General features: G+C 61.6%; 13 protein-coding genes and 1 pseudogene. 13 read left to right on the top strand and 1 reads right to left on the bottom strand.

Annotation, left to right across the window (positions count from 1 at the left end):
• Positions 1–29 precede the first annotated feature (29 nt).
• From ACP7D4_RS07410 to ACP7D4_RS07350, 13 genes and pseudogenes are all read left to right on the top strand, one after another.
• Positions 30–1,823 (top strand): LIC12162 family transferase, encoded by a 1,794-nt coding sequence (locus ACP7D4_RS07410; RefSeq protein ID WP_426208436.1) that lies wholly within the window; start codon positions 30–32, stop codon positions 1,821–1,823.
• Entirely contained in the window at positions 1,820–3,385 is a 1,566-nt protein-coding gene (locus tag ACP7D4_RS07405; protein WP_426208435.1) for a lipopolysaccharide biosynthesis protein, read from the top strand. The genes ACP7D4_RS07410 and ACP7D4_RS07405 overlap by 4 nt, the downstream gene beginning before the upstream one ends.
• A complete protein-coding gene (locus ACP7D4_RS07400) occupies positions 3,376–4,038 on the top strand; it encodes an acyltransferase (protein WP_426208434.1) in 663 nt (220 codons plus the stop codon). The genes ACP7D4_RS07405 and ACP7D4_RS07400 overlap by 10 nt, the downstream gene beginning before the upstream one ends.
• Positions 4,035–4,997, top strand: a complete 963-nt coding sequence (locus ACP7D4_RS07395; protein ID WP_426208433.1) for an NAD-dependent epimerase/dehydratase family protein — start codon at positions 4,035–4,037, stop codon at positions 4,995–4,997. The genes ACP7D4_RS07400 and ACP7D4_RS07395 overlap by 4 nt, the downstream gene beginning before the upstream one ends.
• Positions 4,987–6,240, top strand: a complete 1,254-nt coding sequence (locus ACP7D4_RS07390; RefSeq protein ID WP_426208431.1) for a glycosyltransferase family 4 protein — start codon at positions 4,987–4,989, stop codon at positions 6,238–6,240. The genes ACP7D4_RS07395 and ACP7D4_RS07390 overlap by 11 nt, the downstream gene beginning before the upstream one ends.
• Positions 6,237–7,019 (top strand): glucose-1-phosphate cytidylyltransferase, encoded by a 783-nt coding sequence (gene rfbF, locus ACP7D4_RS07385; RefSeq protein WP_426208429.1) that lies wholly within the window; start codon positions 6,237–6,239, stop codon positions 7,017–7,019. The genes ACP7D4_RS07390 and rfbF overlap by 4 nt, the downstream gene beginning before the upstream one ends.
• On the top strand, positions 7,004–8,086 hold the full coding sequence (gene rfbG / locus ACP7D4_RS07380; protein WP_426208427.1) for a CDP-glucose 4,6-dehydratase: 1,083 nt from the start codon (positions 7,004–7,006) through the stop codon (positions 8,084–8,086). The genes rfbF and rfbG overlap by 16 nt, the downstream gene beginning before the upstream one ends.
• On the top strand, positions 8,087–8,536 hold the full coding sequence (locus tag ACP7D4_RS07375; RefSeq protein ID WP_426208425.1) for a dTDP-4-dehydrorhamnose 3,5-epimerase family protein: 450 nt from the start codon (positions 8,087–8,089) through the stop codon (positions 8,534–8,536). It begins immediately after the preceding gene.
• Positions 8,533–9,492: an NAD-dependent epimerase/dehydratase family protein gene (locus tag ACP7D4_RS07370; protein ID WP_426208422.1), complete on the top strand. Its 960-nt coding sequence runs from the start codon at positions 8,533–8,535 to the stop codon at positions 9,490–9,492. Before ACP7D4_RS07375 ends, ACP7D4_RS07370 begins: the two co-directional genes overlap by 4 nt.
• Positions 9,489–10,295, top strand: a complete 807-nt coding sequence (locus ACP7D4_RS07365) for a glycosyltransferase family 2 protein (protein ID WP_426208420.1) — start codon at positions 9,489–9,491, stop codon at positions 10,293–10,295. Before ACP7D4_RS07370 ends, ACP7D4_RS07365 begins: the two co-directional genes overlap by 4 nt.
• Positions 10,296–11,567: a hypothetical protein gene (locus tag ACP7D4_RS07360; RefSeq protein ID WP_426208418.1), complete on the top strand. Its 1,272-nt coding sequence runs from the start codon at positions 10,296–10,298 to the stop codon at positions 11,565–11,567.
• Positions 11,527–12,627 carry a glycosyltransferase gene (locus tag ACP7D4_RS07355; RefSeq protein WP_426208416.1) on the top strand — a complete coding sequence of 367 codons (1,101 nt, stop codon included), beginning with the start codon at positions 11,527–11,529 and terminating at the stop codon, positions 12,625–12,627. Before ACP7D4_RS07360 ends, ACP7D4_RS07355 begins: the two co-directional genes overlap by 41 nt.
• Positions 12,567–13,715: pseudogene (locus ACP7D4_RS07350) on the top strand (glycosyltransferase family 4 protein); the annotation flags it as partial. The gene ACP7D4_RS07355 and the pseudogene ACP7D4_RS07350, both read left to right, overlap by 61 nt.
• A 59-nt stretch (positions 13,716–13,774) precedes the next feature.
• On the opposite strand, the gene ACP7D4_RS07345 reads toward ACP7D4_RS07350, so the two are convergent.
• A partial coding sequence (locus tag ACP7D4_RS07345; RefSeq protein WP_426208414.1) for a hypothetical protein occupies positions 13,775–13,954 on the bottom strand: 180 nt, incomplete at its 5' end.

The raw sequence follows: 13,954 nt of genomic DNA, 5'->3' as shown, positions 1-13,954 counted from the left end.
GCAATGATGGCGCTGACCTTCTGATGACCATGCCCGATACTGGCGGCAGTGACGTGTTTCTTGCCACCACGGCCCTCGAGGCGTTCTGGGACACCGGCCGACCGATGGTGTTCCTTGGCCCCTGGTGCCTGGCCGACCAGCGCACGGCGCTGGCGGCGCGGCGCACCGGCTTGCTGGTGAGCCCGTTTGCCCAGGCGCACGAGGCCGAGGCTGCCTACGAGCACGTCAATGGCTTGTACGAAGACATATTGCCGCGACTGGCTGACGCGCTCAACCGCCTTCACGGGGAGCAACATCCGGTGCGCTACTGGCGTATCGTGGTCGGCCCGTGGCTGCACATTTACCTGTCGGTGTTGTACGACCGTTTCCGCCACCTCGAGGCGGCGCTGGCCGCCTATCCCGCGCTCACCACCATCGGCCTGGCGCGCGAGGCCTACGTCACGCCAGCCGACACGCAAGATTTCGCCGCATTCCTGCTCGAGGATGCCTATAACCTGCAGCTTTACACGGCGCTACTGGCGGCAATGGGCCGGCGTTTCCCTGTTGCCGGCGCCGACATGCGCCAGGCCGCCGGCTACGTCAAGGGCCAGCCCGGCAGCTGGAAACAGCGGGCAATGCGCTGGGTCGCGCGGCGCTACGTCGCCGTCGCCGCCGCAAGCGGCGCCACGGTGTTGATGAAGGATGCCTACTTCCCCAAGAAGGTGCTGCTGGCGCTGTGCCTGCGCCGCTTCGGTCGGATTTTGCCCAGCCTGGGCGCGGCGGCGGCACCGGCGCTGGCCGGCGGCCAGCAGGCATTGCGCGCCGCGCTATCGGGCGTCGCCCTTGGCGAGAGCGCATTTGCGCGCTGCGTGGCGGCGATGCTTCCCACCGACCTGCCGACCTGTTTCGTGGAAGGCTATGGCGCGATCGGCGCCGCTGCCGCCGCCCACTACCCGCGCCGCATCAAGGCCATCTGCAGCGCCAACGGGTGGTACTACGATGAAATTTTCAAGCGATGGGCCGCGGCATCGGCGCTGCGCGGCACCGCTTTGCTGGGCATTCAGCACGGCGGCAATTATGGCGCCCTGGCGATGATGCCGAGCGAAGAGCACGAGATCGCCATCACCGACCGCTATTACACCTGGGGATGGCAGCGCACAGGGTGCGCGGCGATGGTAGCGCCGATGCCGGCGCCGAAACTGATCGGGCGCGCCGCGCGCTCTGCCTGCCCTGGCGGCGGGATACTGTGGGTGGCCACCATCGCGCCGCGCTATCTGGTGCAGTTTCCCTGGGTTCCTGGCGACTTCGCCACGTATCTCGATTGGCAACAGCGCTTTGCCGGCGCGCTCGATGCCGCCACGTTCGCCCGCTTGCGGCTGCGCCCGCACCGTGAGGACAATCAGTGGCAGCTGGTCGATCGGCTCGCCGCAAGCTTTCCGCAGTTGCCCGTCGAGGGCTGGGACGTCAGTTTTGAACAGAGCATGCGCCAGTGCGAGCTGTATGTGTGTGATCACCTGTCGACGACCTTTATCGAGGCGCTGGCAGCAAATACCCCGACCATCTTGTTCTGGGAAACGCGCAGCAACAAGCTGCGTCAGGAAGCTGTGCCCTATTACGCACTGTTGCGTGAAGCCGGCATCCTGTTCGACGACCCGGCCGCCGCCGCCGCCGCCGTCAATGCGGTGATGGCGACCGGTGCCGAGATCTGGTGGGCCGCACCGGAGCGCCAGCGCGCGGTGGCGGCATTTTGCGCCCGCTTCGCCTGCACCGACGCGCACGCGCTCGACGCCTGGGACGCCGAGCTGGCGCGCCAGCTGGCCGCGCCGGCTGTGGCGGCAACGTGAGCATCGCTGCCGTGTCGGTGAAAAAGCGCCTGCTGGTGGCGGTCGGCTCGAACGGCGTGCGCGCCGCGCTCAGCTTCGCCACCGGGCTGCTGATCGCCCGCGCCCTGCTGCCGGCCGCCTACGGCGACCTGATGTATCTGCTGGCCAGCTTCATCGCGATCCGCCCCCTGCTCGATCTCGGCGGGGCGACCGCATTCTTTACTTTCCTGTCGCAGCGCGCGCGCGGCCCGCGCTTTTACCTGCGCTATTTTGCCTGGCTGGGCCTGCAGTTCACGGTGGCCCTGCTGCTGGTGGCGGTGCTCATTCCCGATGACGTGTTCGCCCGCATCTGGCTCGGCTACGACCGTGGCATCGTCGTGCTGGCCTGCGTGGCCGCCTTCCTGCAGCAGCAGGTGTGGCAGACGGTGGGCCAGATCGGCGAGGCCAGCCGTAATACGGTGCGCGTCCAGTTGCTCAACATGATCGTTGCCGTATGCTATCTGGTGGCCGTCGCGGTGCTGGCCGGCGCCGGCGCCATGTCGGTCACGCGCGTGCTGTGGATCCTGGTCGTGCAATACACGGTGGTAACCTTGTTCGCGTTGCGCTACTTGCGCCACAGCGTGCAGGGCGAGGACGACGCTACGCCGCTGGCGGCGGCGCTGCTCGAGTATTGGGTCTATTGCAAGCCGCTGATCGCGCTGTCGATCATCAGTTTCATGTTCGATTTCCTCGACAAATGGTTATTGCAGCGCTTTGGCGGCGCCGCACAGCAAGGCTTCTTCCAGATTGCCAGTCAGTTTTCCGCGATCAGCCTGCTGGCGACGGCGTCGATCCTAAACATTTTCTGGAAAGAGGTGGCCGCCGCCTGGGCCGAACGCGACTTCGAGCGGGTGGCGCTGCTGTATCGGCGCGTCAACCGCGGTCTGGTCATGCTGGGCGCGGCCGCGACGGGCTTGCTGATGCCGTGGGCGCGCGAAATCGTCACGGTGGTTTTGGGACCGTCGTATTTGCAAGCCTGGCCGGTGTTAGCGATCATGCTGCTCTATCCGATCCATCAATCAATGGGGCAAATCGGCGGTACCATGCTGTACGCCAGCGGCCAGACGAAGAAATACATGTGGGTCAGTGCAGCGGTAATGCTGCTGTCGATTCCCATTTCCTACCTGATGCTGGCGCCCCGCTCGGGCGTGTTGATCCCCGGGCTTGGGCTCGAAGCGATCGGCATGGCGTTCAAGATGGTGCTGGTCGGCGTCATTTCCGTCAATATCCAGGCTTGGGTGATCGCCCGCGCCTGCGGCTGGAAGCTCGACTGGCAGTTCCAGCTGGTCGGCATTTCGGCGCTGATCGGCGCCGGCTACCTGGCGAAACTGGTGGTGACGACGCTCTGGCCGATTGCCGCGCTCAGCGCTGGCGCCTTGCTGGTGCCAGTCATGGCGACCGCCTTTTTGTATGTCTGCTTTGTGATCGTCATCATCTGTGCGCTGCCGTGGTTGATCGGAATGGAGCGCGCCGAGTTATCCTCTGCTGTTGTAAAATTGCGCAAATTAGTGAAACCTAGAAATGGAATTCAGGCATGCGATTGATGCGATTGCTGAGCAAGGCGTATGACAAGCTGTTTTACGATCCTTATACATTGGTAAGAAAGAATCCGTTCATCCGGATCGGTAATTCGCGCCTGGGCAAATCGTTTCGCGTCACCTTTTTAACGCCCCGGGAACAAGACAGTTTTGTTGCCGGCAATGATTGCATTTTGTATTGCCAGATTTTTTTCGAAAGCGCCGCCGGCAATGTGGAACTCGGCGAGCGGGTCTACATTGGCGACCGCACCCAGTTCATCTCGCGCAGCAGCATCAAGGTTGGTAGCGACGTCCTCATTTCGTGGGGTTGCACGATTTATGATCACGACGCCCATTCGATCGACTATCGCCACCGTATGGCCGACCATGCGGGCCATTTGCAGCATTGGGAATCAGGCGCACTGTTGACCGGCAAGGATTGGTCCACCGTCAACTGCGCGCCGATCACGATTGGCGACCACGCCTGGATCGGCTTTGACGTCGTCATCCTGAAAGGTGTCACGATCGGGGAGGGCGCCGTGATCGGCGCGCGCTCAGTGGTCACGTCCGACATCCCCGCCTGGAGCGTGGCGGTCGGCAGCCCGGCCCGGGTGGTCAAGACGATCCCGACGCACTTGCGCAAGCCGCATGCAAACATTGCACCAGTCAGGATGGCATGATTTCTGCTGCACGGGAAGGCTTACACAACGCCTACAATACCAAGCGTTTGCTCATTACCGGTGCCACCGGCTTTGTCGGCACGCACCTGTTGCGCGCCCTTGCCAAGAGCGGCGCCGCGATCGCGGCCATCTCGCGCAGCGGTGCGCCGCTGCCGGGGGTGGCGCAAATGTTCACCGGCGACTTGGCTGACAGCGGATTTGTCAGCGCCAGCATTGCGGAGTGGCAGCCGGAGGTTATCTGGCATTTGGCCGGCGCCCGCGAGCGCAGCTTGTCGCGCGACGCGTTCGACCGCAATATCGCGGCCAATCTGATCGGCACGCTCAACCTGCTCCAAGCCACGCTCGGCCATACGCCACTCAAACGCATCGTGGTACTCGGTACCGGCGAGGAATATGGCCGCAACGTCGCGCCATTTTGCGAAACGATGCGCGAAGCGCCGGTCAGCGCCTATTCGTTCTCCAAACAGTGCGCCACCCACCTGTCGCAACTGATGCACGCCAGCTTTGGCTTGCCCGTGGTGGTGGTGCGGCCGTCGCTTGCTTATGGGCCGGGACAGCACAGCGACATGTTTTTGCCGGCGCTGATCCACAGCTTGCTGCGCGGCGAACCGTTCGCCATGACGCATGGCGACCAAACCCGCGACTACGTATACGTGGGCGACCTGGTCGAGGCGCTGCTGCGCGCCGGAGTGGGTGCGGGCATCGACGGTGAAATCATCAATATTGGCAGCGGACAGGCGACCAGGATTGCTGAACTGGTACGGCAGGTCGAGACCTTGCTCGACGCTCCCGGCCTGGTGCGGCTCGGCGCGCTCGAGTACCGCACCGGCGAGGCGATGGAGTATTCTTTCGATGTGCACAAGGCACGTGCCGCGCTGGGCTGGGTCCCGCAAACGTCGATTGACGCCGGATTGCGAAGCACGATCGCGTGGTTCAGGGCACAGCACGATGCGCGCTAAGTCACGCCTGCACTATCACAGCGATTGCGATTTTTTCGCCGGTTGCGAAAATATGCTCGTCAATTTTTTTGGCGACGCGCGCCTGCTGGCCACCTACGATGTGTCGTTCAGCTGCCGCTGGTCGGCGCAGTACGAGGAGGGTTTGCGCCGGCGCGTCGCGCAGGCGCCGCTCATCGAGCGCCCGGCGCTGCTGTCGGGCACCTTGTTCACCCGCCACGCGGCGCGCCTGCCAAGACCGCTGGCGGTGCTGCTGCGCGGTTTGAATTACTTGCTGTTGGTACGCTATTGGGTGTTGCTGTGGAATGCGCTGGTGCTGTACCGCGCCTGGCGCGGTCGCGGCATCGATCTCTTGCACATCAACAACGGCGGGTATCCGGCGGCGCTGTCCTGCCTGTCTGCTGCGATCGCCGCGAAATGGTGCGGCATTCCGCGCGTGCTCATGGTGGTCAACAATATTGCCCAACAGGGGCGCTACCGCTACTGGTGGCTGGACCGGCCCCTTGATCATCTGGTCGGTAACAGTGTGGACGTGTTCGTGACCGGGTCAAGCCACGCTGGAGGCGTGTTGCGCTCGGTGTTGCGTCTGCCGCAAGAGCGGTTTCGCACGTTGCACAACGGCATCGCCGCGCGCGGCGTCACCGAAACGCCGGCCGCTACCCGCGCGCGCCTTGGCGTGGCGCCGGACCAGATGGTATTTGGCATGGTGGCGCTATTGGAATGGCGCAAGGGCCATCGGGTCTTGCTGGAAGCGGTGGCGCGCTTGCCTGCCTTGCTCGGCGAGCGGGAAATGCCGCTGTTTCTGATCGAGGGCGATGGTCCCGACCGGGATGAATTGGCGCGCCTGGTCCAGCAATTGCAACTGGCCCGATGGGTCCGTTTTATTGGCGTCGAAAGCCATGTTTTTAATTTTGTAGTAGCGCTTGATGTTATGCTGCTGCCCTCGGTTGCAAACGAGGATTTCCCGAATGTTATTCTGGAAGCGATGAGCCTGGGCAAGGCCGTTATCGCCAGCAGCCTTGCCGGTACACCCGAACAAATTGATGAGGCCATCACCGGCGCTCTGGTGCCGCCAGGCAACAGCGTCGCGCTGGCGCAGCAGATCGCGACATTCGTCGGGACGCAGTGCCAGATACCGATGGGAATGCGCGCGCGTGCGCGATTCGAACAGGAATTTACCGCCAGCGCCGCCGTGGCCCGTTATATGAAATTGTATGAATCACTCTTGAATCGGAGAATGAATTGAAAGTCGTTATTTTGTGCGGGGGCCAGGGCACTCGAATTCGTGATGTCAATGAAAGTCTCCCGAAACCAATGATCCCGGTGGGACGGTTGCCGATTCTGTGGCATATCATGAAGTACTACGCCACCGCCGGTCACAAGGAGTTTGTCTTATGCCTTGGCTATAAAGGTCAGGTGATCAAGGACTTCTTCATGAATTATGAGTCCCATACGCGCGACTTCAGCTTGCGCCTGGGCGCGGCCGACCGGATCGAATACCATACCGAGCACGAGGAAGCGGACTGGCGCGTGACGCTGGCCGACACCGGGCAGGATGCGCTGACCGGCGCGCGCGTGCGCAAGATCAAGAAATACATCGGCGACGACGAGCATTTCATGCTCACCTACGGCGACGGGGTAGGCGATATCGACATCGGCAAGCTGGTCGACTTTCACCGCAGTCATGGCAAGATTCTGACCGTTACCGGCGTGCGCCCGCCGGGGCGGTTCGGCGAAATGATGAATTCGCCCGATGGCCTGGTGACCGAATTCAATGAAAAGCCGCAGGCAACGGGCGGGCGCATCTCGGGCGGCTACTTCGTCTGCAGCCGCCGCATTTTCGATTACCTCGACGATCGCGAAGACTTGACGTTCGAAACCGAGCCAATGCGCCAGCTAGTGGCCGACGGCCAGATGATGACGTTCGAGCACGACGGCTTCTGGCAGCCAATGGACACTTACCGCGACTATGCGTACCTGAACGGCTTGGAAGCGAAAGGCGATGCACCATGGATCAAATGGTAAATCCGGACCATCCCCTGCGCAAGGCCTTCGAAGGCAAGCGCGTCCTGGTGACCGGCGACACCGGCTTCAAGGGTTCCTGGCTGTGTCTGTGGCTGGCCAAGATGGGGGCGCAAGTGATGGGCTATGCGCTACCGGTCGAGCGTGCCGACGACCATTTCGCGCTGCTGGGGCTCGATGGGATCATTGAGCACGTTGACGGCAACATCCTCGACGCGGCTGCGCTCAACGCGGCGTTCGAGCGATTTCAACCGGAAGTGCTGTTCCACCTCGCCGCTCAGCCGCTTGTGCGTTTCTCCTATGCCGAACCAAAGCTGACGTTCGACACGAATATTGCCGGCTCGGTCAACGTGCTCGAGGCCGTGCGGCTGTCGCATTCGCTCAAGGCGGTGGTGTACGTCACCTCCGACAAGTGCTACCGCAACAACGAATGGATCTGGGGCTACCGCGAAAACGACGAACTGGGCGGGCACGATCCGTACAGCGCCTCGAAGGCGGCCGCGGAACTGGTGTTTTCCTCGTATCAGGATTCCTACTTCCATGCGCGCGCCAACTTCGGTGCCGCAACGGTACGTGCCGGCAACGTCATCGGCGGCGGCGACTGGGCGCTCGACCGCATCGTTCCCGATGCCGTGCGCGCGCTGCGCGCGGGTCTGCCGATCGAGGTGCGCAATCCGCATTCGACGCGGCCGTGGCAGCACGTGCTCGAACCACTGTCGGGCTACCTGACGACGGCGGCGCGCCTGCTCGACGAGCCCAAACGCTTCGCCGGCGCCTGGAATTTCGGCCCCGACACCACCTCGGTGCGCACGGTGGGCGAGTTGGCGACGATGATTGTGGGCGAGTGGGGCAGTGGCGCCGTGCGCATTGCCGAGCAGGAGCACGCGGTGCATGAGGCGCGCCTGCTGCACCTCAATTGCGACAAGGCGCACCAGTTGATGGGATGGCGGCCGAAATGGACAGCCGACCGTGCCGTGGCGGAAACGATCGCGTGGTACCACGGTGTCCATCACGGCCATGACCCGCTGGAAATTTCCACCAAACAAATCTTAGCGTACATGGAGTCGTAAATGATCGAAGGCGTCGTCATCACCCCCCTCAAGCAAATCCTCGACGAGCGGGGAAAAATCATGCATATGATGCGTGCCGACGGGCCTGGCTTTGCCGGCTTTGGCGAAATTTATTTTTCGTGCGTGCATCCTGGCGCCATCAAGGGTTGGCACATCCATTCAGAAATGGTGCTGAATTACGCAGTGCCACATGGCAACATCAAGTTCGTACTGTACGATGACCGCGAAGGCAGCGCGACCAAGGGCGAGCTGCAGGAAATTTTCATAGGCCCGGATAATTATTGCCTGGTCACGGTGCCGCCCCTGGTGTGGAACGGCTTCAAGGGCATGGGCAAGGACATGGCGATCGTCGCCAATTGCACCAGCATCGCCCATCGCGCCGATGAAATCGATCGCCTGGATCCGTTTGACCAGCGCATTCCATATAACTGGGAAATCAAACACCGATGACACGCGACATCTTGGTAACGGGCGGGCTGGGCTACGTCGGCGGGCGCATCGCGCGCCATCTGGCGACGGTGGATGGCTTGTCGCTGCGGCTGACCTCGCGCACGCCGCCGGCGCTCGCGCCATCCTGGCTGGTGCAGGGACGGCTGGTGGCCTGGGACAGCGGCGACACTGACCTGACGGCTCTGCTAGCCGGCGTCGACACCGTGGTGCACTGCGCGGCCCTCAATGAAATCGATAGTGCGCGCGATCCGCTCGCCGCCCTGCAGGTCAACGGGGTCGACAGTGTGCGCCTGTTACTTGCAGCGCAGCAAGCGGGAGTTCGCCGATTCATCTATTTCTCGACCGCCCACGTCTATGGCGCCCCGCTGGCCGGCGTGATCGACGAGCGCACGCTCACGCGCCCCGTGCATCCGTACGCCATCAGCCATAAGGTGACGGAAGATTTCGTGCTGGCCCAACACGACCAGAAAAAGATCGACGGCGTGGTGGTGCGCCTGTCGAACGGCTTCGGCGCGCCGATTGCCGCCGACGTCAACCGCTGGACCCTGATCGCCAACGACCTGTGTCGCCAGGCGGTCAGCGCGCGCAAGCTGGTGCTCAAGTCGAGCGGCTTGCAGCGCCGCGATTTCGTAACGCTGGACGACGTTGCCGCGTGCGTGGCGCACTTGATCGACTTGCCTTCGGACGGCTTGCAGGATGGCTTGTTCAACCTCGGCGGCAAGCATGCGATGAGTATGCTGGAACTGGCCGAATTCATCGCCATCCGCTGCGAAGCCGTGCTCGGTTTCCGGCCGGCGCTCGAACGACCGGCGCCTTTGCCGGGGGAAACCGCGCCCGAGTTGCGTTACGTTGTCGACAAGCTCGAATCGACCGGCTTCGTGCTGCGCGGCGGGATGAGCGACGAGATCGACGCTACCTTGCGTTTGTGTCAGGGCGCCTTCGGGGCTGCCGCGTGACGCTGGCGCGGCCATCCGGGGCGGACCTGCCGCGCGTCTCGGTGGTGCTGCCCACGTTCAATCGGGCCGCTTTGTTGCAGGATACCGTCGCGTCGATTTTGGCGCAGACGTTCGGTGACTTCGAACTGATCATTGTCGACAACCTGTCGGCCGACGGCACGCAGGCTTACGTGAACGGGCTCGCCGATCCGCGCGTGCGCTACTTGCGGCATGCCAATCATGGCGTGATCGCGGTCAACCGCAACCATGGTATTGCTCATGCGCGCGCGGGCTTGATCGCCTTGTGCGACGACGACGACCTGTGGCTGCCGACCAAGCTGGCGCAGCAGATTGAAGCGCTGGACGCCGATCCCGCCACCGGCCTGTGCTACACCAACGCATCGACCTTCAGCGGCGCGCGCGTCATTCTCCAGGCGTGGATGATGAAGCGGGTAGCGGGCCAGCATGGCGCCCATCTGCTGACCGGTAATTTTATCCCGAACTCTTCGGTGGTGTTCCGGCGCGACCTGTTCCAGCAATGCGGTGGCTTCGACGAGGCGCCTGAATTGATGGCAGTCGAGGATTATGACATGTGGCTGCGCATGTCGCGCCGCTGCAGGTTCGCTTACATTGACGCGCCCTTGCTGCTGTACCGTGTGCACGGCATGGCGGCAAGCGGCTCAAAGTCGCGCATGGCTTGCAAGCACTTCGCGGTGTTGTGGCGCGGCTTGAACGGCGAGACGGTTTCCGTGCGCTACCTGGCAGGCTTACTGCGCTCGCTGCTGCGGGCGGCCTATTTCTCGCTTCGCTCAAGGCCCGGATAAATGGCCAATCTGCTGCTGGGGATCGTTGCCCTGATCGCCTTCTCGTTCTACGACCCCTCGCTGATCATCTATCAGATCGGGATGGTCAACGAAATTGCGGTCGGCCTGATCGGCGCGCTCGCCCTGTTCAATCACGACAAAGTGATCGGGCTGCTGTTCCTGTCGTGGCGGCGCCAGCGGGCGCTGACGGTGTTTTGCGCGGTGTGGCTGGTGTGGGCTCTGTACTTCGTGGCACACAGCGCCATGGGCCTGACCTCGTTCGGCTTTGCCGCCACGCGCGTGATCCGCATCGGGTTCATCATTCTGTTTTTTTTCAATATCCGTAAATATTGGCATTTGACCAGTTACATCAGAGTGGTGGTCGTCTTCGCCGTCACCTATTCCGTCCTCAGCATCGTATTTCACCTGGTAACGCTGAATTTCGGGATACCGGCGGCGACGCTGACCCATATCCCGGTAGTCGATCTCGACTACGCCGACCTGGGCATATACGGCTATATGTGGCCAAACAATTACAGCTTCCCGATGCGATTTGGCAAAGTGGCGATCTATCGCACCGGGTCGTTTTTCAACGAGTCGGCAGCCTTTGCCTTTTTCCTCGAGCCCGCCTTGTTTTATGTACTCCATCTGCGCGCGAGCGCACGCTACAAGTTCGCCTATTCAGCCGCCTTCGTCGTGATCTTGCTCGGCATCGTGGCATCGACCTCGGTGGCCGGTCTGGCGGCGGTGATCCTGTCGTTCCTGGTGCTCGTGCTATTCCTCAATATCGGCATCGGCAAGCGCATCGGCGCCGGCCTCGCCGTCGCTTTCGGGGTGTACCTGTTCATGTATTCAGGCGCCGGCGTGCTCGACAGCGTCCTTACCACCAAGCAGGCGACCCTGGCCCTTGAGGCGGAAGGATTGGAACGGGGCATGGGCTTGCTGCACGGTATGGCATTGCTGACCGGCACCGGTTACGACTTTATCATTGATGAAGACATGTACGTTTCCGCCAACGCGGTGCTGGCTAACCTGCAGCGCGGCGGGCTTATTGGGCTGGCCTTTTTTGCCCTGACCATCCTGATGATGCTCAAGCAACTTTGGTCGGCCAATCCTGCCAAACTGATGCAGCACGGGCGATGGGCGGCCTTTGCCATGCTGCCCAACTTCATTCATATGGTCATCAAGGTCAACTATGAATTTACCTTCATTTACCTGATCAATTTCAGTTTAGTTTTTTGGTACCTCAACTATGTCCGCGCAAACTATCCTGCTCCTGACCGTCCGGGCTGACCACGGCGGCGGGCCCGAGCACATGCTATCGCTGCTCAAGGGGCTGCATCGCCGACATCGCTTCATCATCGGAGCGCCGGCCGGACAAGCGTATTCACAGCGGTTTGCGGAATACGGCGCGCTTGCGGCCCTGCCGTTCCGGCGCTTCTCGCTGCGCGCCTTTTTGCAATTGGCACGCCTGGTGCGGCGCGAGGGCGTCACCGTCATCCACAGCCATGGCAAGGGTGCGGGAATTTATGGGCGTCTGTTAGGCCTGGTGACGGGGCGGCCAGTCATCCATACTTTTCATGGTTTTCACTTTCGCCACCTGTCGCCGCCGAAACGGCTGATATATCTGACAATCGAACGCTGGCTGGCCAGATGCACTGCCTTGCTTCTCAACGTGTCGATGTCCGAGAGCCAAATGTGCGCCGAGGCGGGCTTGCTTGCCGGTGGCCGTGGCGTTGTCATCCCAAATGGGGTGGCGGTGAGTCCTGAACTGGCGCCGCACCGCGAGCGCACGCCCCCGGCGATCCTGATCAATGTGGCGCGCCACGAGCCGGAAAAAGGTGTTGATGGCGTACTGGCAATCGCGCAGGTGCTCTCGGCGCGCGCTTTCGCTTATGAACTGTGGCTGGTGGGGGATGGCGAGCAGGCGCAGCAGTTGCGGGCGCAGGTGCATAGCGCAGGGATAACCGAGCGGGTGCGTTTCCTGGGTTTCCGCGACGATGTGGCGACGCTTCTGTGTTCGGCAGACCTGTTCGTTTCTGCCTCACATGGCGAGGGCATGCCACTGACCTTGCTCGAAGCGATGGCCGCCGGTTTACCGTCGGTGGCGTCGGACGTGGTCGGCAATCAGGATGTGGTGGAAAACGGCCGCACCGGATTCTTGTTTGCCTTGAATGCACCACAGCAAGCGGCCGACGCGATCATGGGCCTGATGGCCGATCCCACGTTGTATCAACGCTGCGCGCAGACCGCCCACGCACGCGCACGCGAAAAATATTCGGTCGAAGCGATGTGCGAGCGGATCGACCAGGTGTATGCGGAAGTGGCCGCGATAAATCGAATGGAGAAATAGTAATGCGAATAGCAGCAGTACACGAATGGCTGGTCAACTACGCCGGCTCCGAACGGGTGCTCGAACAGATGATCCAATGCTTTCCGGCCGCTGAGCTCTATTCGGTAGTGGACTTTCTTGGCGACGACGAACGTAGTTTTTTGTCAGGCAAGCGTGCGCGCACGTCATTCATCCAGCGCTTGCCGTTTGCCCGCTCGAAATATCGTCATTATCTGCCCTTGATGCCGCTGGCGATCGAACAGCTCGACATGTCCGCGTACGACGTCGTGTTGTCGAGTTCGCACGCGGTTGCGAAGGGTGTCCTGACCGGCCCCGACCAGTTGCACATTTGTTACGTTCATTCACCGATCCGTTATGCATGGGATCTGCAGCATCAGTACCTGGATGAATCGGGCATGGCGCAAGGCGCGAAAGGCGCGCTGGCACGCTTGATTCTCCATTACATGCGGCTATGGGACTTGCGCACAGCAAATGGCGTCGATTATTTCATCGCCAATTCGGAGTTTATTGCCAAGCGCATCTGGAAGGTCTATCGGCGCGAAGCGAAAGTGATTTATCCGCCAGTCGACGTGGAGGGGTTCGCGTTCTGCACCGCCAAGCAAGACTATTATCTGGCGGCATCGCGGCTCGTCCCTTACAAGAAAATGGACCTGATCGTCGAAGCCTTTTCCGCAATGCCTGACAAGCAGTTGGTAGTGATTGGCGATGGCCCGGATATGCACAAGGTGAGGGCCAAGGCGGGACCGAATGTGCAGATCCTTGGTTATCAGTCATTCGCCAAGCTGAAGGAAACCATGCAGAATGCGAAAGCGTTCGTTTTCGCTGCGGAGGAAGATTTTGGCATCACCCCGGTCGAATCGCAGGCGTGCGGCACCCCCGTGATCGCGTATGGCAAGGGCGGGGCGCTCGAGACGGTCCGTGCGCTGGGCCAGCATGCGCGTCCTACAGGCGTCTTTTTTTCGCAGCAAAGTGTCGCCTCCATTCAAGAGGGGGTGCGCCAGTTTGAGACCAGCCAGGCGGCATTCGCGCCGGAATATTGCCGGGAAAATGCGATGCGCTTCAGCGTGCAGGAATTCTGTAGACAGTACAGCGAATTCGTGGAGGAGTGCGTGCGGCAATCCACCCAAGTTAGCGATGGGCGTGCATTTCAGTAAATTATTATCAATTTTTTCACAATAACACTTGACATCACCTTAAAATCGCGGCGCCCAGCATGGATTTTTACTATCCCTGCCTGCCATGTCCGTTCTGACCACGCTGTTCCAAGATTTCGCCGCGCGCCTATGCTCAACAGAATTTCTCCGCGATGCCCGCCATCCGGATCACC

This window comes from Massilia sp. TWP1-3-3, assembly GCF_049897805.1.
Lineage (GTDB): Bacteria > Pseudomonadota > Gammaproteobacteria > Burkholderiales > Burkholderiaceae_D > Telluria_A.
The sequence above is the reverse complement of the archived record's forward strand: the minus strand, read 5'-3'. Positions and strand labels throughout refer to the sequence as shown.

Coding starts and splice junctions, on each gene's coding strand:
- ACP7D4_RS07410 (WP_426208436.1), top strand. CDS start 30: ATGCCCGATACTGGCGGCAGTGACGTGTTTCTTGCCACCACGGCCCTC.
- ACP7D4_RS07400 (WP_426208434.1), top strand. CDS start 3,376: ATGCGATTGATGCGATTGCTGAGCAAGGCGTATGACAAGCTGTTTTAC.
- ACP7D4_RS07395 (WP_426208433.1), top strand. CDS start 4,035: ATGATTTCTGCTGCACGGGAAGGCTTACACAACGCCTACAATACCAAG.
- ACP7D4_RS07390 (WP_426208431.1), top strand. CDS start 4,987: ATGCGCGCTAAGTCACGCCTGCACTATCACAGCGATTGCGATTTTTTC.
- rfbG (WP_426208427.1), top strand. CDS start 7,004: ATGGATCAAATGGTAAATCCGGACCATCCCCTGCGCAAGGCCTTCGAA.
- ACP7D4_RS07375 (WP_426208425.1), top strand. CDS start 8,087: ATGATCGAAGGCGTCGTCATCACCCCCCTCAAGCAAATCCTCGACGAG.
- ACP7D4_RS07370 (WP_426208422.1), top strand. CDS start 8,533: ATGACACGCGACATCTTGGTAACGGGCGGGCTGGGCTACGTCGGCGGG.
- ACP7D4_RS07360 (WP_426208418.1), top strand. CDS start 10,296: ATGGCCAATCTGCTGCTGGGGATCGTTGCCCTGATCGCCTTCTCGTTC.
- ACP7D4_RS07355 (WP_426208416.1), top strand. CDS start 11,527: ATGTCCGCGCAAACTATCCTGCTCCTGACCGTCCGGGCTGACCACGGC.